The organism is Providencia sp. 6390, assembly GCF_058148425.1.
Genome location: NZ_JBYVYL010000003.1, coordinates 416,365 through 437,334, shown reverse-complemented (window position 1 = coordinate 437,334; position 20,970 = coordinate 416,365). Strand labels below are relative to the sequence as shown.

The 20,970-nt window shown below is 41.3% G+C and carries 19 protein-coding genes; 16 read left to right on the top strand and 3 right to left on the bottom strand.

The window, feature by feature from the left end:
- Nucleotides 1-59: 59 nt before the first annotated feature.
- The gene (gene queE, locus AC3Z9T_RS09345) at nt 60-731 is read left to right on the top strand and encodes a 7-carboxy-7-deazaguanine synthase QueE (protein WP_490125915.1); all 672 of its coding nucleotides are present in this window, start codon (nt 60-62) and stop codon (nt 729-731) included.
- A gap of 269 nt (nt 732-1,000) precedes the next feature.
- Here queE and queD read toward each other — a convergent pair whose 3' ends face one another.
- On the bottom strand, nt 1,001-1,363 hold the full coding sequence (gene queD, locus AC3Z9T_RS09340; RefSeq protein WP_490125897.1) for a 6-carboxytetrahydropterin synthase QueD: 363 nt from the start codon (nt 1,361-1,363) through the stop codon (nt 1,001-1,003).
- Nucleotides 1,364-1,600: 237 nt separating this feature from the next.
- Between queD and cysJ the strand changes: the two genes are divergently transcribed.
- The 15 genes from cysJ (at nt 1,601) to rpoS (ending at nt 17,544) form a co-directional block, all read left to right on the top strand.
- The gene (cysJ, locus tag AC3Z9T_RS09335) at nt 1,601-3,406 is read left to right on the top strand and encodes an NADPH-dependent assimilatory sulfite reductase flavoprotein subunit (RefSeq protein WP_490125896.1); all 1,806 of its coding nucleotides are present in this window, start codon (nt 1,601-1,603) and stop codon (nt 3,404-3,406) included.
- The gene (gene cysI / locus AC3Z9T_RS09330) at nt 3,406-5,136 is read left to right on the top strand and encodes an assimilatory sulfite reductase (NADPH) hemoprotein subunit (RefSeq protein ID WP_490125895.1); all 1,731 of its coding nucleotides are present in this window, start codon (nt 3,406-3,408) and stop codon (nt 5,134-5,136) included. Before cysJ ends, cysI begins: the two co-directional genes overlap by 1 nt.
- Nucleotides 5,133-5,867, top strand: a complete 735-nt coding sequence (locus tag AC3Z9T_RS09325) for a phosphoadenylyl-sulfate reductase (protein WP_490125894.1) — start codon at nt 5,133-5,135, stop codon at nt 5,865-5,867. The genes cysI and AC3Z9T_RS09325 overlap by 4 nt, the downstream gene beginning before the upstream one ends.
- A gap of 305 nt (nt 5,868-6,172) precedes the next feature.
- Nucleotides 6,173-7,585 carry a siroheme synthase CysG gene (cysG, locus tag AC3Z9T_RS09320; protein WP_490125893.1) on the top strand — a complete coding sequence of 471 codons (1,413 nt, stop codon included), beginning with the start codon at nt 6,173-6,175 and terminating at the stop codon, nt 7,583-7,585.
- Between the two features lie 14 nt (nt 7,586-7,599).
- Complete coding sequence (gene cysD / locus AC3Z9T_RS09315) at nt 7,600-8,508, top strand: sulfate adenylyltransferase subunit CysD (RefSeq protein WP_490125892.1); 909 nt, start codon at nt 7,600-7,602, stop codon at nt 8,506-8,508.
- A gap of 13 nt (nt 8,509-8,521) precedes the next feature.
- Nucleotides 8,522-9,964 (top strand): sulfate adenylyltransferase subunit CysN, encoded by a 1,443-nt coding sequence (cysN, locus tag AC3Z9T_RS09310; RefSeq protein WP_490125891.1) that lies wholly within the window; start codon nt 8,522-8,524, stop codon nt 9,962-9,964.
- 2 nt (nt 9,965-9,966) lie between these two features.
- Nucleotides 9,967-10,578, top strand: a complete 612-nt coding sequence (cysC, locus tag AC3Z9T_RS09305) for an adenylyl-sulfate kinase (protein ID WP_490125890.1) — start codon at nt 9,967-9,969, stop codon at nt 10,576-10,578.
- A gap of 314 nt (nt 10,579-10,892) precedes the next feature.
- Entirely contained in the window at nt 10,893-11,189 is a 297-nt protein-coding gene (ftsB, locus tag AC3Z9T_RS09300) for a cell division protein FtsB (protein WP_490125889.1), read from the top strand.
- 287 nt (nt 11,190-11,476) lie between these two features.
- Nucleotides 11,477-12,199, top strand: a complete 723-nt coding sequence (gene ispD / locus AC3Z9T_RS09295) for a 2-C-methyl-D-erythritol 4-phosphate cytidylyltransferase (protein ID WP_490125888.1) — start codon at nt 11,477-11,479, stop codon at nt 12,197-12,199.
- A 12-nt stretch (nt 12,200-12,211) separates the two neighbouring features.
- Nucleotides 12,212-12,724 (top strand): 2-C-methyl-D-erythritol 2,4-cyclodiphosphate synthase, encoded by a 513-nt coding sequence (gene ispF / locus AC3Z9T_RS09290; RefSeq protein WP_490125887.1) that lies wholly within the window; start codon nt 12,212-12,214, stop codon nt 12,722-12,724.
- The gene (gene truD, locus AC3Z9T_RS09285; protein ID WP_490125886.1) at nt 12,690-13,739 is read left to right on the top strand and encodes a tRNA pseudouridine(13) synthase TruD; all 1,050 of its coding nucleotides are present in this window, start codon (nt 12,690-12,692) and stop codon (nt 13,737-13,739) included. Before ispF ends, truD begins: the two co-directional genes overlap by 35 nt.
- Nucleotides 13,717-14,478: a 5'/3'-nucleotidase SurE gene (gene surE, locus AC3Z9T_RS09280; RefSeq protein ID WP_490125885.1), complete on the top strand. Its 762-nt coding sequence runs from the start codon at nt 13,717-13,719 to the stop codon at nt 14,476-14,478. The genes truD and surE overlap by 23 nt, the downstream gene beginning before the upstream one ends.
- Nucleotides 14,475-15,101: a protein-L-isoaspartate(D-aspartate) O-methyltransferase gene (locus AC3Z9T_RS09275; protein ID WP_490125884.1), complete on the top strand. Its 627-nt coding sequence runs from the start codon at nt 14,475-14,477 to the stop codon at nt 15,099-15,101. Before surE ends, AC3Z9T_RS09275 begins: the two co-directional genes overlap by 4 nt.
- A 337-nt stretch (nt 15,102-15,438) precedes the next feature.
- The gene (nlpD, locus tag AC3Z9T_RS09270; RefSeq protein WP_490125883.1) at nt 15,439-16,503 is read left to right on the top strand and encodes a murein hydrolase activator NlpD; all 1,065 of its coding nucleotides are present in this window, start codon (nt 15,439-15,441) and stop codon (nt 16,501-16,503) included.
- Between the two features lie 54 nt (nt 16,504-16,557).
- On the top strand, nt 16,558-17,544 hold the full coding sequence (rpoS, locus tag AC3Z9T_RS09265; protein ID WP_490125882.1) for an RNA polymerase sigma factor RpoS: 987 nt from the start codon (nt 16,558-16,560) through the stop codon (nt 17,542-17,544).
- Between the two features lie 69 nt (nt 17,545-17,613).
- Here the strand turns inward: rpoS and miaE are convergent, their stop codons facing one another.
- On the bottom strand, nt 17,614-18,378 hold the full coding sequence (miaE, locus tag AC3Z9T_RS09260; RefSeq protein ID WP_490125881.1) for a tRNA isopentenyl-2-thiomethyl-A-37 hydroxylase MiaE: 765 nt from the start codon (nt 18,376-18,378) through the stop codon (nt 17,614-17,616).
- Between the two features lies 1 nt (nt 18,379).
- Entirely contained in the window at nt 18,380-20,941 is a 2,562-nt protein-coding gene (mutS, locus tag AC3Z9T_RS09255; RefSeq protein ID WP_490125880.1) for a DNA mismatch repair protein MutS, read from the bottom strand.
- Nucleotides 20,942-20,970 lie beyond the last annotated feature (29 nt).

The window sequence follows — 20,970 nt, the reverse complement described above, 5'->3', positions numbered from 1 at the left end:
GCACCCCGAATTATTTTGAGTATAATATAAAGATTAAGATGACAGATTTAGAGAGTGCGATGAATTACCCAATTAATGAAATTTTTCAGACTTTACAAGGTGAAGGTGTGTTCACTGGTGTTCCTGCTATTTTTATCCGTTTACAAGGTTGCCCTGTGGGTTGCAGCTGGTGCGATACTAAACATACTTGGGAAAAAGAAAAAAGCAAAGAAACAACACTTGGTGATATCGCACTAAAAACAGTAGATACAGACACATGGGCGCTGGTGGATAGTAATGCGTTGATTAACCTTATGAATAAACAAGGCTATACAGCGAAACATATTGTTATTACGGGGGGGGAACCCTGCATTTATGACTTACTTCCTCTAACGAGCGAATTAGAAAAACATGGTTACCAATGCCAAATTGAAACCAGTGGAACCTACCCTATTTATTGTTCTGAGCAAACGTGGGTAACAGTTTCTCCTAAAGTTGGAATGAAAGGGGGATTACACGTACTTACTGATTCAATCAATCGGGCGAATGAAGTTAAGCACCCTGTAGCTCGAGAAAGAGATATTGAAGATCTAGATAACTTACTCGCAAGGCGTACGGTAGAGAATACAGTTATTGTTGCATTACAGCCGATTAGCCAAAAAGATTCAGCAACCAAATTATGTATTGATACTTGTATTGCACGTAATTGGCGGCTTTCGATTCAAACGCATAAATATTTACATATTGCTTAGAGGCTATTTATCTTTGAAGGTGAATTTTTATTCAAATTAAAGACATTTTAGGCAAGGCAAGAGCCTCCCAATGTCACATCATAAGTGAAACGTGCTTTAATCGAACTCGTAAGGCAATATTCAAACATCATTTAAAACTCAAACCATAAAGAATCACTCGATTAAAAATCAATTAGGTTGTTTTTTAATCTTTTATCATTGTAAAAATTATCAGCAAAGATAAACAGGCTCTAATGTGCCGCGATATTCACGGCACATCAGTAGTCGCATTATTTACCGCGATAAATACAACCCGCATTACAGGTTTCTTTAACAGTAACCGCACTCAATAATGGCAAGAGGGGTTTGGTTTTCTGCCAAATCCAGCTTGCAAGTACTTCACTGGTTGGGTTTTCAAGGCCATCAATATCATTCAAATAATAGTGATCAAGTTGATCTAAAATGGGCTTAAAGGCTTTTTTGACATCACTGAAATCAATAATCCAGCCGCTTTTTGCATCAACTTCACCCGTTAGTTCTAATCTAACCATGAAAGAATGGCCATGAAGGCGACCGCATTTGTGGCCTTCTGGTACGTGAGGTAGCTTATGAGCAGCCTCAAAATGAAAGTCTTTATAGATACTTGTTGTCATAATACACTCCTAATAAATCAAAACGCAGCGTATCCTACTGTAATTTGTCCTTCAAGCTACTTATTTTACCGAATTATCAATAACCGCTTTTATGGGTATGATCCACAAACAAATTTCATTAGGCTTTTTAGCTATTACTTATGGCAATACTTTCTTATCCCATTATTGGAGGGTGTTATAACCTGACAAACTATCGGGGTAGTCATTGATGATAAGCAACTCTGGGGTTACAGGATAATGACAAATAAACAGCCTCCAATATCGGCACTGCCAATATCAACGGAGCAACTTTCTCGTTTACAGACTGCGGTTGACGACTTTTCATCGCACCAACTTGCTTGGTTGTCTGGATACTTGTGGGGAATGGTAAATCAAAATTCGGTGACGAGTGCGCCTGCCCGTGCTCCAGTACCACAGAATGAAACAATCACTATCCTTTCTGCTTCACAGACAGGAAATGCGCGTCGTTTATCTGAACAATTGAGAGAGCGGTTAATAAACGAAAAACTGAATGTGAATTTAGTGAATGCAGGGGAATATAAATTTAAGCAAATAGCTCAAGAAAAAGCCTTAGTTATTGTTGCATCAACTCAAGGTGAAGGTGAGCCTGCTGAAGAAGCGGTTGCACTGTATAAATATTTGCATTCGAAAAAAGCCCCCGATCTCAGTGGTACAGCTTATGCAGTTTTTGCACTTGGTGACTCATCCTATGAGAAGTTTTGCCAAGCAGGTAAAGATTTTGATACGCAACTGGCGAAGTTAGGTGCGCAATCATTACTTAATAGAATTGATGCAGATGTTGAATATCAAACGGTGGCTAATGGGTGGATTGAAGAGCTAACGCAATTACTTAAGGCAAGAGTTCCTACGCAAAGTACCAGCCAATTAATCGAAGCTCAGTCAGGTGCTATCGATGAAATTCACACATCACCTTATACAAAGACTGCACCACTTACGGCATCGTTATCTGTTAGTCAGAAAATTACTGGTCGTAATTCATTAAAAGATGTTCGCCACATAGAGATTGATTTGGGGGATTCAGGGCTACGTTATCAGCCAGGAGACGCGCTTGGTGTATGGTTTGATAACGATCCTCTGCTTGTTGATGAATTGGTGCAGTTACTATGGTTAAGTGGTGATGAAAATATCCATATTGGTGAAAATGTATACACCCTTCGCGAAGCATTGATTCACCATTTAGAGTTAACACAAAACACGCATTTAATTGTTGAAAAATATGCACATTTATCAAAAGACGACGCATTGTTGGGTTTGGTTAGTGATAAACAAGCTATTTTACATTACGCACAAAATACGCCGATTGTTGATATGGTGAGACAGGCTGCGGCTCAACCTACCGCTCAAGAGTTTGTTGATATATTAAGGCCATTAACGCCAAGGTTATATTCAATCGCCTCTTCACAGGCAGAAACTGATGATGAAGTTCATGTCACTGTAGGGGTCGTTCGCTATGATATTGATGGTCGAGCGCGTACTGGTGGTGCTTCAGGGTTTTTGGCTGACCGTTTAAAAGACGGTGATGACCTCCGTATTTTCATTGAACACAATGATAATTTCCGTCTTCCGAGCGATACATCAAAACCTGTGATTATGATAGGTCCCGGTACGGGTATCGCGCCTTTTAGAGCGTTTATGCAGCAACGTGATAATGATGAAGCAACAGGGAAGAATTGGTTATTTTTTGGTAACCCGCACTTTGTTGAAGATTTTTTATATCAGGTTGAATGGCAACGTTACGTGAAAGACGGGTTACTCACGCATATTTCACTGGCTTGGTCACGTGACCAAGCTCAAAAAGTGTATGTGCAAGATAAGCTACGCGAAGAGGGTGAGCAGGTATGGCGCTGGATTGAAGAAGGCGCACATATTTATGTTTGTGGTGACGCAAATCATATGGCAAGAGATGTTGAACAGGCTTTGCTGGATATTATCAGCCAGTACGGAAAGATGGATAACGAATCGGCCGATGAATTTTTAAGTGAGCTGCGCGTAGAGCGCCGGTATCAGAGGGATGTCTACTAATGAGCGAAAAAAATTACGGGCCTTTGGTCGTAGAAGGCAAACTAGCTGATAGTGAGCGGATGAAAAATGATAGTAATTATCTACGCGGAACGATTAAAGAAGATTTAAAAAATGGTTTAAGTGGTGGTTTTGAAGGCGATAACTTCTTACTGATCCGTTTCCATGGTATGTACCAACAGGATGATCGTGATATTCGTGCTGAGCGAACTGAACAAAAATTAGAACCTCGCCATGCAATGATGCTGCGCTGTCGGTTACCTGGGGGCATTATTACGCCAAAACAATGGCTTGATATTGATAGATTTGCATCCGAACACACCTTATATGGTAGTGTGCGTATTACTAACCGACAGACATTTCAGTTTCACGGTATCTTAAAAGGGGATGTGAAACCAGCACATCAAATGTTGAATCATGTTGGCTTAGATGCGTTAGCAACAGCGAATGATGTAAACCGTAATGTGTTATGTACTTCTAACCCTGTACAGTCTGAATTACATCAACAGGCTTATGAATGGGCGAAAAAAATATCTGAGCATCTATTGCCGAAAACAAGTGCTTACGCAGAGATTTGGCTCGATAAAGAGAAAGTGGTCACCACAGACGAAGAGCCGATTCTAGGCAAAACCTATTTACCTCGAAAATTTAAAACATCAGTGGTGATCCCACCACTCAATGATGTGGACTTGCATGCCAATGACATGAATTTCATTGCAATAGCAAAAGATGGTGAGCTGATCGGCTTTAACGTGCTAGTGGGCGGTGGCCTAGCAATGACACATGGTGACACAGCAACTTTTCCCCGCTTAGCCAGCGAATTTGGATTTATTGAGTTGAAGGATACTTTGGCGATTGCTGAGGCGATAGTGACCACTCAGCGTGATTGGGGCAATCGAACTGAACGTAAAAATGCAAAAACCAAATATACCCTTGAACGGGTCGGTGTTGAAGCGTTCAAACAAGAGGTTGAGCGGCGTTCTGGCGTGACATTCCACGATATCCAACCTTACCAATTTACCCATAGAGGAGATCAAATTGGTTGGTTGAAAGGAATAGACCAACGTTGGCATTTAACTTTATTTGTTGAGAATGGCCGTTTGATCGACCTACCAAATAAACCCTTAAAAACCGGTGTGGCTGAAATAGCAAAAATTCACCAAGGTGACTTCCGTTTAACCGCAAACCAAAACTTGATCGTTGCGGGTGTACCTGAAGAGGAAAAATCACGTGTTGAGTTGATTGCTCGCGCACATGGTTTAATCAGTGATGAAGTGACTTCACAGCGTGAAAATTCAATGGCATGTGTTTCTTTTCCAACATGCCCATTAGCCATGGCTGAAGCGGAGCGTTTTTTACCTGAATTTATCACACAAGTTGAAAACATCATGTCATCACACGGTGTTAATCATGAACATATAGTGTTACGTGTAACGGGATGCCCAAACGGTTGTGGTCGTGCAATGCTTGCTGAGGTTGGGTTAGTTGGAAAAGCTCTCGATCGGTATAACTTACATTTGGGGGGGAACCGCATCGGGACTCGCATTCCTCGTATGTATCGAGAAAATATTAGTTCAGCAGAGATTTTATCGATCCTAGATACCTTGATTGGTCGTTGGGCTAAAGAGCGTAATGAGCAAGAAGGATTTGGTGATTATTTAATTCGTACTGATGTTGTGAAACCTGTGCTTAATTCTGCGGTTGATTTTTACGAGGTCAAGGAGGCGGTATGAGTCGGCTTGAACTTACTGAGATACTAAAATTAGATAAACGACAGCAAACAGCGTATTTATCAGATATTAATACTCAGCTAGAAAAACAGGATGCCATGCAGCGAATTGAATGGGCTATAGAACATTTACCTGCTCAATTTGTATTATCATCCAGTTTTGGTATACAAGCTGCTCTCACGTTGCACATGGTGACACAAGCGCTGCCTGATATACCCGTTATCTTAACTGATACGGGATATCTGTTTCCTGAAACTTATCGTTTTATTGAACAGTTAACGGAAAGGCTTAATTTGAACTTACAGGTTTACCGTTCGACAAAGTCACCTGCATGGCAAGAGGCCATTTATGGGCAATTATGGGATCAAGGGCTTGACGGTATAGAACAATATAACCAACTGAATAAAGTTGAGCCAATGGATCGCGCTTTGTATGAATTAAAGGCGCAAAGTTGGTTTTCGGGATTACGTCGAGAGCAATCAGCAAGTCGCTCTGCATTGCCTGTTCTGAATATTGGACGGGGAATTTTTAAGGTCTTGCCTGTGATTGATTGGAGCAATCGTCAGGTTCATGAGTACTTGACCAAATATGATTTACCTTACCATCCTCTGTGGGAACAAGGCTATCTATCCGTTGGTGATACACACACAACTCGTAAATGGGAACCGGGTATGAGTGAAGAAGAAACCCGTTTTTTCGGTTTGAAACGTGAGTGTGGGCTACATGAAGGTTAAGATTCGACAAATTAATGAAGTGGTTGATAGGATCATCAACCACTTCATCCTACTTCATCTCTCTGCGTATAAACTTTCAATTTTTTAGTTGCTAACATTATAAATTACCTGAGTATTATGACTTTGGCATCGTGCTACTGTGTCTATTATTTAGATAGAAAATCCCTCCCTTTTTAATCATTCATATCGCTTATTCCTTTGCGTTACATCTAATGAATTTTTGGCATTTCATAACCCAACTTGCACGCCATATAGTCAATTTAAATAGTCGTTTTAAAAAAGTTATATAACACCGGAAGAGCAAGATGGAATATTTACCGTTATTTGTGGATTTACGTTCCCGCAAGGTTGTTTTGGTTGGGGGCGGCGATGTTGCTGCAAGAAAAGCGGAGCTATTGTTACGAGCTAATGCTGCTCTGGTGGTTATCGCGCCGGTGCTCAGCTCTGCTTTGCTACAGCTTTATGAGCAACAACAGTTTACGTGGGTTGAGAATGAATACCATCCACAACACATTGAGAAATCTTATTTGGTGATTGCGGCAACTGACGATAGTGAACTGAATAAGAAAATTTTTCATGATGCAGAGAAACAACAAATTTTTGTCAATGTTGTTGATGATAAACCTCTGTGTTCTTTTATTGTTCCTTCAATCATCGATAGAGATCCGGTTGTGATTGCTATCTCTTCAGGTGGTACAGCACCTGTATTGGCTCGCTTAATACGTGAAAAGTTAGAAACGATGCTACCAAGCTATTTAGGCAATATGGCTGAAATAGCAGGGCGGTGGCGAGAAAAAGTGAAGTCATCAATTAGCAGTATGCGTGAGCGCAAACGTTTTTGGGAAAAAAGCTTTAGTGGCCACTTTGCGTCATTGGTTGAAAAAGGTCAGCTTTCACAGGCTGAATTACAACTAGAGAAACAATTGTATGAGCCAGACAATACAGGAGAGTTGACCTTAGTCGGAGCAGGCCCAGGGGATGCAGGGTTATTAACCCTTAAAGGCTTACAAGTGTTGCAAAATGCAGATGTAGTTTTATATGACCATCTTGTCAGTGATGAGGTACTTGAGTTAGTGCGACGAGATGCAGACAAAATTTGTGTGGGAAAACGTGCAAAGGCTCATTCTGTCTTACAAGAAGAAACTAATGCTTTAATTGTTAAGTTTGCATTGCAAGGAAAGAAAGTTGTTCGGTTAAAAGGGGGGGATCCATTTGTTTTTGGACGTGGAGGTGAAGAGCTACAAATTGCTGCAGAGGCTGGTATTCCATTTCAGGTGGTTCCTGGGATCACGGCAGCAATTGGAGCAACGGCCTACGCAGGCATCCCTCTAACACATCGTGAGCATTCACAAAGCGTGACATTTATAACCGGTCATTGCAAAGAAGGTGGAAATGAACTTGATTGGCCTGCACTTGCACGAGGTAATCAAACATTAGCCATCTATATGGGAACAGTGAAAGCTGAATATATCAGCCAACAACTGATCCACTTTGGACGCTCACCCGAAACACCAATAGCGGTGATCGGTTGTGGTACTCGGCAAAACCAGCAGGTTTTGAGCGGCAAATTAGATGAGTTGGCGGTACTTGCTCATCAGGCTCCCGCTCCCGCGTTATTGGTGATTGGCGAAGTTGCCGCGTTACATCAGCAATTGGCTTGGTTCGGTGATCAGGTCGAAAAAAACAGATGGCGTTCAGCCGTGTTGGAATTGGCTTAATTAAGGAGGCCATCATGAATGAGAAACGATTAACTCACTTACAGCAGTTGGAAGCAGAAAGCATTCATATTATCCGTGAAGTGGCGGCTGAGTTTGAAAACCCTGTCATGCTTTATTCCATCGGCAAAGATTCATCCGTTATGTTGCATTTAGCACGCAAAGCTTTTTACCCTGGAAAGCTGCCATTTCCTTTATTGCATGTTGATACGGGATGGAAATTTCGCGAAATGTATGAATTTCGCGACAAAACAGCTAAAAATTATGACTTTGAATTACTGGTTCATCGTAATCCAGCAGGCGAAGCATTAGGGATCAACCCGTTTGTCCATGGTAGTGCGAAACACACCGATATTATGAAAACCGAAGGGCTGAAACAAGCGCTTGATAAATATGGTTTTGACGCCGCATTTGGTGGGGCTAGACGCGATGAGGAAAAATCTCGCGCGAAAGAACGTATTTACTCTTTTCGAGATCGCTCCCACCGTTGGGATCCTAAAAATCAGCGCCCAGAGTTATGGCACAATTACAATGGTCAAATAAATAAAGGAGAGAGTATTCGCGTATTTCCTTTATCGAATTGGACCGAACTCGATATTTGGCAATATATCTATTTGGAAAATATCGATATTGTTCCCCTCTATTTTGCAAAAGAGCGTCCTGTTTTGGAGCGAGATGGCACGTTATTGATGGTTGATGATGATCGTATTGATTTAAAAGTGGGAGAAGTGATTGCTAAACGGAAGGTTCGATTCCGAACTCTAGGTTGCTGGCCATTGACTGGGGCTGTTGAATCTCAAGCCGAAACGTTGCCAGAGATTATTGAAGAAATGTTGATTTCAACAACCAGTGAGCGCCAAGGTCGATTAATTGATAGCGACCAATCGGCTTCAATGGAGCAGAAAAAGCGCCAAGGTTATTTTTAAGGGAGAAAACGTCATGGCAGATTTAGCATACAATGAAACAATTGCGGAACAAATTAAGCAACAAGGTGGTGTTGAAGCTTATTTGTTAGCTCAGCAACAAAAGGGTCTATTACGCTTTCTCACCTGCGGTAATGTGGATGATGGTAAAAGTACTTTAATTGGCCGATTATTACATGACACACGACAAATTTATGAAGATCAGTTATCTGTTTTACAGACTGATAGTAAGCGTATAGGAACACAAGGTGAAAAGCTGGATCTCGCTTTGCTGGTGGACGGCCTAGCAGCTGAAAGGGAACAAGGGATCACTATTGATGTCGCTTATCGTTATTTTTCCACCCAGAAACGCAAGTTTATTATTGCAGATACACCGGGTCATGAACAGTACACGAGAAATATGGCGACAGGTGCATCAACTTGTTCACTTTCTATTTTGTTGATCGATGCTCGAAAAGGTGTTCAAGAGCAAACTCGCCGCCACAGTTTTATTAGTACGCTGTTGGGTATTCGCCACCTGATTGTAGCCGTCAATAAAATGGATTTAGTTGAATATAGTGAAGCGGTATTTGAAAAAATCAAACAAGATTATCAGAAGTTTGCGACTGAATTACCCGCCGATCTCAACGTTTGGTTTGTACCTATTTCTGCTTTAGATGGCGATAATATCGTTAATGAAAGCACTCATCTTCCTTGGTACAAGGGCGAAACACTGCTACAAATTTTAGAAACGGCACAGGTTAAACAAAAAGCATCAGAACAATCATTACGCTTCCCCATTCAATATGTAAACAGACCTAATCTGGATTTTAGAGGTTACAGCGGAACCTTGTCTGCTGGGATTGTCAAAGTGGGGCAACGAATCAAAGTATTACCTTCTGGTCAATTATCGAAAGTAAAAGAGATTTTGACTTTTGATGGCACGCAAGACTTTGCGATACCGGGTGAAGCAATTACATTGGTGTTAGAAGATGAAATTGATATTAGTCGAGGCGATCTGATAGTTGCAGAGAATGATACGCTACAAAGCTCCCGCGAAGCATTGGTTGATGTGGTGTGGATGTCTGAGCAACCTTTGGTACAAGGTCAACAACTCGATATTAAGATCGCGGGAAAGAGGAGCCGTGCTAAGGTAGAAAATATTCAATATCAAGTTGATATAAATAACCTGACTCAAAAAGTAACGACTGAGTTGCCTCTCAACGGTATCGGTCTAGTTGAATTTTCATTCGATGAGCCATTGCTACTTGAAAACTATCAGCAAAATGCAGAAACCGGCGGCATGATTTTAATTGATAGGCTCTCTAATGTTACTGTTGGGGCCGGGTTAGTGCGAGAAGTCACGGAACGATTTACTGAGCAAAATGATAACTTCAGTGAATTTGAAATCGAGTTAAATCAATTGATTCGCCGCCATTTCCCTCATTGGGGGGCTCGTGATCTCTTAGGTGGAAAATAAGTATGGCGAGTATGATTGATAATAATATCGTTTGGCATGATCATCCGATCACTCGGCAATTTAGAGAGAATGCGAATGGTCATAAAGGGGCGGTATTATGGTTTACAGGGCTATCTGGATCGGGGAAATCAACACTAGCAGGGGCTTGCGAGCAAACGTTGGCCTCATTAGGAGTAAATACATATTTGCTTGATGGCGATAATATCCGTCATGGCTTATGTAAAGATCTTGGTTTTGATGAGTCAGATCGGCAAGAAAATATCCGTCGCATTGGTGAAGTGGCTAAATTGATGGTTGATGCGGGGTTGGTTGTCGCGACAGCGTTTATTTCACCTTATCGAGAAGATAGACAAAAAGTTCGTGAGTTATTTGGCGCTAACCAATTTTTTGAATTGTATGTTGCAACCCCAGTTGAAATTTGCGAGCAACGTGACCCTAAAGGGCTTTATCAGCAAGCAAGAGCGGGAAAAATCAAAAACTTCACTGGTATTGACTCCCCATATCAAGAGCCTTTACAACCAGAACTGCGTATAGATGGGCGGCAGGCAATATCTGATTCAGTTGCACAGATTATTCAATTACTAAGTGAACAAGAAATCATCAAAAACGTATAATTAATATGGTAACTTATTATTTTATAACAGCTCCTTAGGTATTATACATCTGAGGAGCTGTTTTTATTACTGCTTCAGCAGTTAACATACTGTTTTGCGTAAACACTCGTATTTTTATTAAGTAAATTTACTCGTTTAGGTAATAGCCCTCTGAATGAGCGGAAGGTAGTATGAAATAAATCACATGGCATTAAATAGTGTGATTTTTAATCATAAAGTATCTGTTTTTGTCCTAGTTTTTGTACATTACTTTCTTGGTAGTAGCGCGATGCGCTGAGTTATGGGATGATTAGCAAATCATTTCAGGGGGCAGAATGGGCAAATTAACGCTTCTACTAATCGCAGTATTGGCTTGGACACAATATTCTTTATGGCTAGGTAAAAATGGCATTCATGACTATGTCCGAGTGAAAGACGATGTTGCGGCGCAAGAGATTATCAATTCTCGCTTAAAAATGCGTAATGAACAGCTGTTTGCTGAAATTAATGATTTGAATGATGGTCAAGACGCCATCGAAGAGCGTGCACGTACAGAGCTTGGTATGGTTAAACCCGGCGAATCATTTTATAGAATGGTGAAAGAGAGTAATAATCAAAGAGCCAATAATTAAATATACTTGTTATACTTTTCGTTGCAGTGCTAGTCAGTAAGAATATAAGCTGACTTGGGCATGGTTATTGTTCTATAAAACGACACTAAAAATACATACTCTAAATAATTCGAGGTGCAGCTAGGCGAGAAGTGAACGAATCGCTAGGAGCATAGAAAGCACTATGTCTTGCGTGAGTGAACGTAGTCAACAACGCTGTAACTTGAAGAATGATGAGTATAACAGGTAGTATTTATGAAACTGATTACCTCTATTCTCCCTCAAATTTCGATGTAAGATCCAAAATAATGAATAACTCAATAACTGGGGATATCCCAAAAGTTGTTGCGATAATTCCCGCAGCAGGTATTGGTAGTCGAATGAATGCAGACTGTCCAAAGCAATATTTACAGGTGGCAGGGAAGACGATTATTGAACATACCATTAATGCATTGTTATTGAATCCTCATGTCTCGAATATTATTGTCGCTTTGAGCCCAGATGATAGCTATTTTGCTACGCTTGAAGTGGCAAATAACCCTCGAGTGACAACGGTTCATGGCGGAAAAGAACGCGCAGATTCAGTGCTGGCGGGATTAAACCTTTTAGCTCAGAATGAACAGATGCAAAATAGATGGGTACTGGTGCACGATGCAGCACGCCCTTGTTTGCATCAAGATGATTTAAATAAAATTATTCAGCTATCAACAACTGATTACTGTGGTGGCATTCTCGCTGCTCCTGTAAGAGATACTATGAAGCGCAGTGCAATAACGTCAGATGTGATTGATCACACTGTTGAACGCGATGCGTTATGGCATGCGCTTACACCACAATTTTTTCCTTTGCTTTTGTTGCGTGATTGTTTGAGTAAGGCTTTGAAAGAAAATGCTATTATCACTGATGAAGCATCTGCATTGGAATATTGTGGTTATCAGCCTGTTTTAGTCGCAGGCCGCTCTGATAATTTAAAGGTGACTCGCCCAGAAGATCTTGCCTTAGCAGAGTTTTACCTTTCTAGAATGGAATAAAAGGATCAAATAATGAGAATCGGACACGGTTTTGATGTACATAAGTTTGGTGGCGAGGGGCCTATTATTATTGGTGGCGTGCGTATTCCTTATGAACAAGGTTTACTTGCACACTCTGATGGTGATGTCGTTCTTCATGCTGTCACTGATGCTATTTTAGGTGCGGCTGCACTTGGTGATATTGGCAAATTATTCCCTGATACCGATCCTGCCTATAAAGGTGCAGACAGCCGTGTGTTACTGAGGGAAGCCTACCGTCAAGTTCGTGAAAAAGGTTATAGCATTGGTAATCTTGATATTACTATTATGGCTCAAGCACCTAAAATGTTGCCTCATATTCCACAAATGCGTGTCAATATTGCAGAAGATCTTGAATGCCATATGGATGATGTGAATGCTAAAGCAACAACGACGGAACAACTTGGTTTTGTTGGTCGTAAAGAAGGGATTGCTTGTGCTGCGGTTGTATTGTTAGTGAAAGATAATGGTAGTGAAAGTCATGAATGTACAGTACCTGCATGGTAAACCACTCTCAACAGGTAAGTTAAAAAGCCAACCTGAAGATTTTGTGGTTAAAGAAGATCTTGGTTTTGAGCTTGATGGTGAAGGCGAACATGTGATGGTTCGCGTTGAAAAAACGGGCTGCAATACCTTATTTGTGGCTGAACAATTGGCTAAATTTGCCAAAATTTCAGCGCGAGCAGTGAGTTACGCAGGTTTAAAAGATCGTAATGCCGTTACTGAGCAATGGTTTTGTTTACAGATGCCAGGCAAAGAAACGCCTGATTTTTCACAATGGATGCTTGAAGGGTGTCGTGTTATTGCCACAACTAGACAAAAAAGAAAGTTGCGTATAGGCACACTGAAAGGCAATCAATTTGAGCTCATTATCCGTGATATTTCGGCGCCTGAGGATGTAGAGCAACGCTTACACAAAATTGTTGAAGGCGGAGTTCCTAATTATTTTGGTGAACAGCGATTTGGGCGTGACGGTCAAAATTTAGTACAAGCGCAACGTTGGGCAAATCAAGAGATCACTGTTCGTGAACGTAATAAACGCAGTTTCTATCTCTCTGCTGCGCGAAGTGCTATGTTTAATCATATTGTTAGTGAAAGAATTGCCAGCCAAACTGAAAATAAAGTATTACTTGGTGATGCACTACAATTAACGGGGCGCGGAAGCTGGTTTGTTGCCATAGAGGAAGAACTTGCTACTTTACAACCTCGAGTAGATTCATCTGAATTGAGCATTACCGCTGCTTTGCCCGGCGATGGGGAGCTTGGAACGCAAGCGGATGCTTTGAATTTTGAGACCAAGTGCTTAGAAAACTATAATGCTTTTATTGCGTTAATGAAGAGTGAAAGGGTTTCACCCGCAAGAAGAGCCGCGATTGTAAAGCCGCAAAATTTTCATTGGCAATGGCTTGATTCAAATACACTGAAGCTAAATTTCTTTTTAAGCTCAGGGTGTTTTGCAACCAGTGTTGTGCGAGAAATCATTAATCAGGAAAGTGCCGATGTTGAAAATTTTATTGAGTAATGATGACGGTGTGACTGCTCCGGGGATCCAAACTTTAGCGGCAGCATTACGCCAACATTACTACGTACAGGTTATTGCACCTGATCGTAACCGTAGTGGTGCCTCTAATGCATTAACGTTGGATAGGCCATTAAGGATCCAAACACTGGCTAATGGTGATTTATCGGTACAAGAAGGTACACCAACAGACTGTGTTTATATTGGGGTTAACAAAGTGGTTAGGCCAAGGCCAGATATCGTGGTTTCTGGGATCAACCGTGGCCCGAACCTTGGTGACGATGTAATTTACTCGGGCACTGTTGCTGCCGCAATGGAAGGGCGACATTTAGGTTTACCTTCAGTGGCTGTTTCGCTTGATGGGGAAACTCATTATGAAACTGCAGCAAAAGTGACTTGTGACATATTGGATTTATTGCATAAAAATCCGTTACGTGCCGGTAATATACTGAACATTAATGTTCCCGATATTCCTTATGAAAAAATTAAAGGGATAAAAGTGACCCGCTGTGGTAGTCGTCATGCCGCATCCGAAGTTTATAATCTTGAAGATCCAAAAGGTAATATGTTGTATTGGCTAGGTCCTGTTGGCGAAATTCGTGATGCAGGGCCAGGAAGTGATTTTGAAGCCGTATCTCAAGGGTATGTTTCAATTACTCCTTTGCAAGTTGACTTAACGGCATATAAAGCACATTCATTAGTTGAAGAATGGTTAGAGAAATCGGGAGTGACGGTAAAATGAAAACGGGCCTCATGAAAGAACTTTTGGCACAATTACGCCAACAGGGAATTCACGATGAGCGCTTGTTAGAAGCATTGTCACAGGTTCCTCGTGAGCGCTTTGTTGATGAAGCGCTTTCACATAAAGCCTACGATAACATTCCGTTGCCAATAGGTTATGGACAAACCATTTCTCAGCCTTATATTGTTGCTAAAATGACGGCTTTACTTGATATCTCTGCCAATGACCATGTACTTGAAATTGGCACTGGCTCCGGCTATCAAACGGCGGTTTTAGCGCATTTAGCCAGTCATGTTTATTCAGTTGAAAGGGTTAAAAGTTTGCAATGGACTGCAAAACGTCGTTTTAAGCAGCTGGATTTGCATAATATCTCTACACGACATGGTGATGGTTGGGAAGGTTGGCAATCAAAAGGGCCTTTTGATGCCATTATTGTCACTGCTGCACCGAATGAAATCCCTTCGAAGCTTTTAGCGCAATTAAAAGAAGGAGGACGTTTGGTGCTACCTGTTGGTGATAAAGATCAAGCGTTGAAATTAATTACACGTAGAGGAAATGATTATCACTCGAATGTGATAGAGAAAGTTCGTTTTGTTCCTCTCATTGCTGGGGATTTGGCTTAATTTCATTTTGAGTTATGGGGCTAATTTTGATAATTTATGGCTCCGAAATCGGGAAACTCGCATTTTCTATTAAGTCATAATCTCAAATTGTTATATTTTTGATATATTTGGCTTGTTCAATATTTTATATTTCTGCTTTAATAAGCAAAATACTTTCGTTACCAGAGCTGTGCTCTAAATAATCAAGTTGCATGTAGGCAACCATCTCTAAAAGTAGACAAAAATCTATGACTAGGGGCCAATTGGCAGCTTGGAAGATGACGAGTAGAACAGGCTCTAATGTTTACTGACACAAACGAATTTGTTATGTCAGATTTTTCTTCACGGGAGAAGAAGCATGAAAATTGTTAGCCCAATAAGCAAAATTCGATGGGCGGTGATCTTTTCATTTGGTGGTGCTTTATTAGCGGGGTGTTCGACTCCGTATCATACAGCCGCACCCATTTCGAGTGTAAATGATAGTCAAACGACTAGCCAGCAGACCGTTCAAAGAACTGTACCAACAACGGGTGGTACAAGTACGGCGATGCCTTCTTCTCGACCTAATTTGTCTTCAAATTCATCAGCATCGGTGGCGAGTTCAGCACCTGTGAACATGAATGGTCAAGGGCGTATTATTTATAATCGCGACTACGGTAGTATCCCTAAAGGTAGTTACAATGGGAGTAGCTACACGGTTCAGCGCGGTGATACCTTGTTCTACATTGCCTATATAACGGGTAACGATTTTCGTGAGTTAGCGGATAAAAACAATATTGCTGAACCTTATAGCTTAAATGTTGGCCAAGTGATTAATATTGGTAATGGAAATGTGAACTCGAACGGGCAATTAGCTGCAAATTCATCAAATAGTAATCAGCAACCGGTTGATCTTCGAACAACTAATGCGTATCCTGCAAATGGAAGCGGTCAAACTTCAGGTAAAATGTTGCCTAACAATAAGAAGCCTGCAACGCAGACTTCTACGGCAACAACCACCGCGGCAGCTTCTACAACCTCTCCGACGACAGAAAGCAGTACTAACAGTTCATCGATAAAATGGCGCTGGCCAGCTGAAGGGAAAATGATTGAAGGTTTCTCTGACGCTCAAGGTGGAAATAAAGGCATCGATATTGCTGGCTCACGTGGTCAGCCTGTACTTGCTTCTGCCCCAGGAAAAGTGGTTTACGCGGGAAATGCACTGCGTGGATATGGAAATCTTATAATAATAAAACATAACGATGACTACTTAAGTGCTTACGCACATAACGATACGTTACTTGTGCGTGATCAGCAGGATGTTACTGCGGGTCAAAAAATAGCCACTATGGGTAGCACCGGTACAAGCTCGGTTAGGTTACATTTTGAAATTCGTTACAAGGGAAAATCAGTAAACCCGCTGCGTTACTTACCGCAGCGATAAACTGGGCAGAATGCAATGACATTCTGTCCTCATTATCAAGGGTAGGAGTCACTGATGAGCCAAAGTTCGCTGAAAGCTAACGAGTTATACGATGATCTCGAAGAAAGCACGATGGATGATGCTTTTGATGAGAGTCAGTTCAAAGAAGAGGATCTAGTTGCTGAACTAGATGATGAAATGGATTTACTCCAGAGCACAAGTCAACGTGTTCTGGATGCCACTCAAATTTATCTCAGTGAAATTGGATTCTCTCCGCTCCTAACAGCTGAGGAAGAAGTTTTCTATTCAAGAAGAGCGCTACGTGGTGATATTGCATCGCGTCAGCGCATGATAGAAAGTAACCTTCGGTTAGTTGTTAAGATCTCTCGACGTTATAATAATCGGGGCCTCGCTTTACTTGACCTCATTGAGGAAGGTAATTTGGGGTTAATTCGTGCGGTTGAAAAGTTTGATCCTGAAAAAGGTTTCCGTTTTTCAACTTATGCGACATGGTGGATCCGTCAAACTATTGAACGGGCGATCATGAACCAAACGAGAACTATTCGTCTCCCCATACATATCGTCAAAGAGCTCAATATTTACCTTAGGACCGCCCGCGAGCTAGCACAAAAGTTAGATCATGAGCCTAGTGCAGAGGAAATTGCTGAGCAGCTAGATAAACCAGTGGAAGATGTCAGTCGTATGTTACGTTTAAATGAACGTATTACATCGGTTGATACACCTATTGCTGGTGATTCAGAGAAATCCTTGTTAGAAGTTCTATCTGATGAAAATGAGTCAGGGCCAGAACATACAATTCAAGATAACAACTTGAAAGAAAATATTGTGAAGTGGTTATTTGAATTGAATCCAAAACAGCGAGAGGTACTGGCACGTCGTTTTGGGTTGCTAGGTTATGAAGCTGAAACTCTTGAAGAAGTAGGTCGGGAAATTGGTTTAACTCGTGAAAGAGTACGTCAGATCCAAGTTGAAGGATTGAGGAGATTAAAAGATATCTTACAAGGCGAAGATCTGTCCTTAGAAGCCTTATTTAATATGTAAGATATTTTTAGAATAGTAATATAGTAATGAAGAAGCCCTTAGCTGATCATGTTAAGGGCTTTTTATTTTTTATAAGAGTGGGACACCGCTGTGAAATTTGAAATCACTATCAAATGAGGTAATTAGTTCGGCCTCAACGGCCCCAAACATGTCAACGCGTTCGCTGATATCTGTTTTACTAATTAATTGAGCCAGTTTTAAGTAATCTTGGTAGTGCCTTGCTTCTGAACGCAGCAAGGAAATATAAAAGTTTGCTAAATCATTATCTAAGAAAGGTGCTAGTTTGGCAAAACGTTCACATGAACGGGCTTCGATATAAGCCCCAATGATCAGTTTATCGACTAGCGTTTGTGGTTCATGACCACTCATATGGCTGAATAGGCCTTTAGCATATCGGCTCGCGGTAATACCATCGTAGCTAATATTTCTTTGATGCATAATTTCAAGGACTTGATAAAAATGATGCAGCTCTTCTTTTATTAAAAGTACCATTTTATCAATCAGATCTTGGCTATAAGGCGATTGTTTTTTAGCTAAAATCTGCTTTGAAATTTGGTTTTTATCTTTTAATGAATGAACATCACCAATGCGATCATAAGCGAAGTCCTCATAAGGCTTAAACCATGCAAGTAATACCGCAGCACTTTCTTTATCCACTGCATATTTGCGAATTAAAAACATCGCACTTTGCGCGGCCTTCAATTCGCACAATAAATGGTCTTTCAGTAATATAGGCAAATTCTCAGGCTCACTGGCTTTTTTAACCCAACTATCAGGAGTTTCGCAATGTAAAAACTGCCTGATAGGAGCAAGTAATTCAGCATGATCTTGCATACTACTTATCCATTTCCTTTAAGCGATATAACCAGTCTAGAGCCTGCCTTGGCGTTAATTTGTCAGGATCGATATTTTCTAGAGCACTTAGTACAGGTGAGGGTTCTTCTTGAGCTAAGAAGCTTAGCTGTGCGCTGTCGACATGGCTAGAGTTGGTATTATTTGAAATCAGCTCTAGCTCTTTGAGTTTTTGCTTAGCGCGTTTGATAACCTCTTTAGGAACACCGGCTAGGGAAGCAACAGCTAAACCATAACTTTTGCTCGCGGCGCCATCTTGCACGTTGTGCATGAATGCAATGGTGTCACCATGTTCCATGGCATCAAGGTGAATATTAACCGCTCCTTCTAATTTTTCAGGCAAATTAGTAAGTTCAAAATAATGGGTTGCAAACAAGGTCATCGATTTTATGCGGTTAACAAGATTTTCTGCGCAGGCCCAAGCGAGTGATAGTCCATCGTAAGTAGAAGTTCCTCGACCTATTTCATCCATTAAAACTAAACTGTGTTCAGTTGCATTGTGTAGGATATTAGCTGTTTCAGTCATTTCAACCATAAAGGTTGAACGCCCTGATGCTAAATCATCGGATGCACCAACACGTGTAAAAATGCGATCAACAGGGCCAATAATCGCTTTAGTTGCTGGCACAAAGCTACCAATATAAGCCAGTAAAGTAATCAATGCGGCTTGGCGCATATAAGTACTTTTCCCGCCCATATTAGGACCTGTAATAATTAGCAGTCTACGCTGTGGTGATAAAGAGAGTGGGTTTGAAATAAAAGGCTCACTCAATACTTGCTCAACCACAGGGTGACGCCCTTCGGTAATTTGAATACCTGGTTTATCTGTTAATTGTGGGCAATTATAGCCGAGTGTTTCAGCGCGTTCGGCTAAGTTATTGAGTACATCCAGCTCAGCTAGCGCTTCGGCACTAAGTTGCAAATCAGCAAGATGTGGCAATAGCATGTCAAAAAGTTCATCGTAAAGTGCTTTTTCAATGGCTAATGCTTTACCTTTTGAGGTTAATACTTTGTCTTCATACTCTTTTAATTCAGGAATGATGTAGCGCTCAGCATTTTTCAACGTTTGACGGCGTACATAGTGGATTGGCACTAAATGGCTTTGGCCACGACTTACTTGGATAAAATAACCATGTACTGCGTTATAGCCAACTTTTAATGTATCAATACCGAGCTTCTCTTTTTCACGAACCTCAAGGCGATCGAGGTAGTCAGTTGCACCATCTGCCAGTGCTCGCCACTCATCAAGTTCACTATTGTAGCCAGGGGCAATGACACCGCCATCTCGCACTAGAACTGGAGGCGCATCAATAATTGCTCGTTGTAGTAAATCTTGCAGCTCATCGAACTGATTAATACGTTTTTGTAAATTTTGCAGGTATTCGCTGTTTGATTGGCTAAGAATTTGATGGATATCTTGATATTGTTCAAACGCATGGCGCATACGTGCTAAATCGCGTGGGCGTGCTGAGCGTAGTGCTAAACGTGCTAAGACACGCTCTAAATCACCTACTTGGCGTAATAATGGTTGTAGCTCTAAGCCGCACTCTTGCAGAGCACTGATAGCTTGCTGACGATTATTCAGTGTTTGAATATGACGGAGTGGAGTATGCAGCCAGCGTTTTAACATTCGGCTGCCCATTGGGGTAACACATAAGTCTAATATGGAGGCGAGGGTATTCTCTGTTCCACCGGATAGATTTTGGGTAATTTCTAAATTACGTCGCGTTGCAGCATCAAGAATGACATTATCTGTCTGTTTTTCCATCACAATACTACGAATGTGGGGCAATGCGGTACGTTGTGTATCTTTCACATATTGAAGAAGGCAACCAGCAGCACGTAGCGCTTTGGTTGCATTTTCTACACCAAAGCCAATAAGATCTTTTGTACCAAACTGCAAGCCTAGCTGTTGTTTTGCTGTTTCTAATTCAAACTCCCATAACGGGCGGCGGCGCAGGCCTTTACAATTTTCAATAAGTGCCATACTGGCAAAGTCTTCTGAATATAGTAATTCAGCGGGGCGAGTGCGCTGTAGTTCGGCACGTAATGACTCTTCATCGTCGATTTCGCTGATAATAAAGCGCCCTGATGTGATATCCAGTGTGGCAAAGCCATAGCCTTGAGTTTCTTGCCAGACAGCTGCCAGCAAGTTATCTTGCCGTTCATTCAGTAAGGCTTCATCAGTAATGGTTCCTGGGGTGACAATGCGTACGACCTTACGTTCAACAGGGCCTTTGCTGGTGGCAGGATCACCAATTTGCTCACAAATCGCCACTGATTCACCCATTTGCACGAGTCTTGCTAAATAGTTTTCTGCTGCGTGGTGGGGAACGCCTGCCATTGGAATGGGTTGTCCTGCCGTTTGGCCACGCTTAGTGAGTGAGATATCTAATAGTTGAGACGCTTTTTTAGCATCATCAAAGAACAGCTCGTAAAAGTCACCCATACGATAAAACAGCAGTATATCTGGATGTTGTGCTTTTAGTTTTAAATACTGCTGCATCATTGGTGTGTGGGAGTCGAAATTTTGGCTGTCAATCATGGTGTTATCTATATTAACTTATTGAATTA

Bases quoted from the DNA above. Each gene is read 5' to 3' on its own strand.
- queE (WP_490125915.1), top strand. From the start codon at position 60: ATGAATTACCCAATTAATGAAATTTTTCAGACTTTACAAGGTGAAGGT.
- queD (WP_490125897.1), bottom strand. From the start codon at position 1,363: ATGACAACAAGTATCTATAAAGACTTTCATTTTGAGGCTGCTCATAAG.
- cysJ (WP_490125896.1), top strand. From the start codon at position 1,601: ATGACAAATAAACAGCCTCCAATATCGGCACTGCCAATATCAACGGAG.
- cysI (WP_490125895.1), top strand. From the start codon at position 3,406: ATGAGCGAAAAAAATTACGGGCCTTTGGTCGTAGAAGGCAAACTAGCT.
- AC3Z9T_RS09325 (WP_490125894.1), top strand. From the start codon at position 5,133: ATGAGTCGGCTTGAACTTACTGAGATACTAAAATTAGATAAACGACAG.
- cysG (WP_490125893.1), top strand. From the start codon at position 6,173: ATGGAATATTTACCGTTATTTGTGGATTTACGTTCCCGCAAGGTTGTT.
- cysD (WP_490125892.1), top strand. From the start codon at position 7,600: ATGAATGAGAAACGATTAACTCACTTACAGCAGTTGGAAGCAGAAAGC.
- cysN (WP_490125891.1), top strand. From the start codon at position 8,522: ATGGCAGATTTAGCATACAATGAAACAATTGCGGAACAAATTAAGCAA.
- cysC (WP_490125890.1), top strand. From the start codon at position 9,967: ATGGCGAGTATGATTGATAATAATATCGTTTGGCATGATCATCCGATC.
- ftsB (WP_490125889.1), top strand. From the start codon at position 10,893: ATGGGCAAATTAACGCTTCTACTAATCGCAGTATTGGCTTGGACACAA.
- ispD (WP_490125888.1), top strand. From the start codon at position 11,477: ATGAATAACTCAATAACTGGGGATATCCCAAAAGTTGTTGCGATAATT.
- ispF (WP_490125887.1), top strand. From the start codon at position 12,212: ATGAGAATCGGACACGGTTTTGATGTACATAAGTTTGGTGGCGAGGGG.
- surE (WP_490125885.1), top strand. From the start codon at position 13,717: ATGTTGAAAATTTTATTGAGTAATGATGACGGTGTGACTGCTCCGGGG.
- AC3Z9T_RS09275 (WP_490125884.1), top strand. From the start codon at position 14,475: ATGAAAACGGGCCTCATGAAAGAACTTTTGGCACAATTACGCCAACAG.
- nlpD (WP_490125883.1), top strand. From the start codon at position 15,439: ATGAAAATTGTTAGCCCAATAAGCAAAATTCGATGGGCGGTGATCTTT.
- rpoS (WP_490125882.1), top strand. From the start codon at position 16,558: ATGAGCCAAAGTTCGCTGAAAGCTAACGAGTTATACGATGATCTCGAA.
- miaE (WP_490125881.1), bottom strand. From the start codon at position 18,378: ATGCAAGATCATGCTGAATTACTTGCTCCTATCAGGCAGTTTTTACAT.
- mutS (WP_490125880.1), bottom strand. From the start codon at position 20,941: ATGATTGACAGCCAAAATTTCGACTCCCACACACCAATGATGCAGCAG.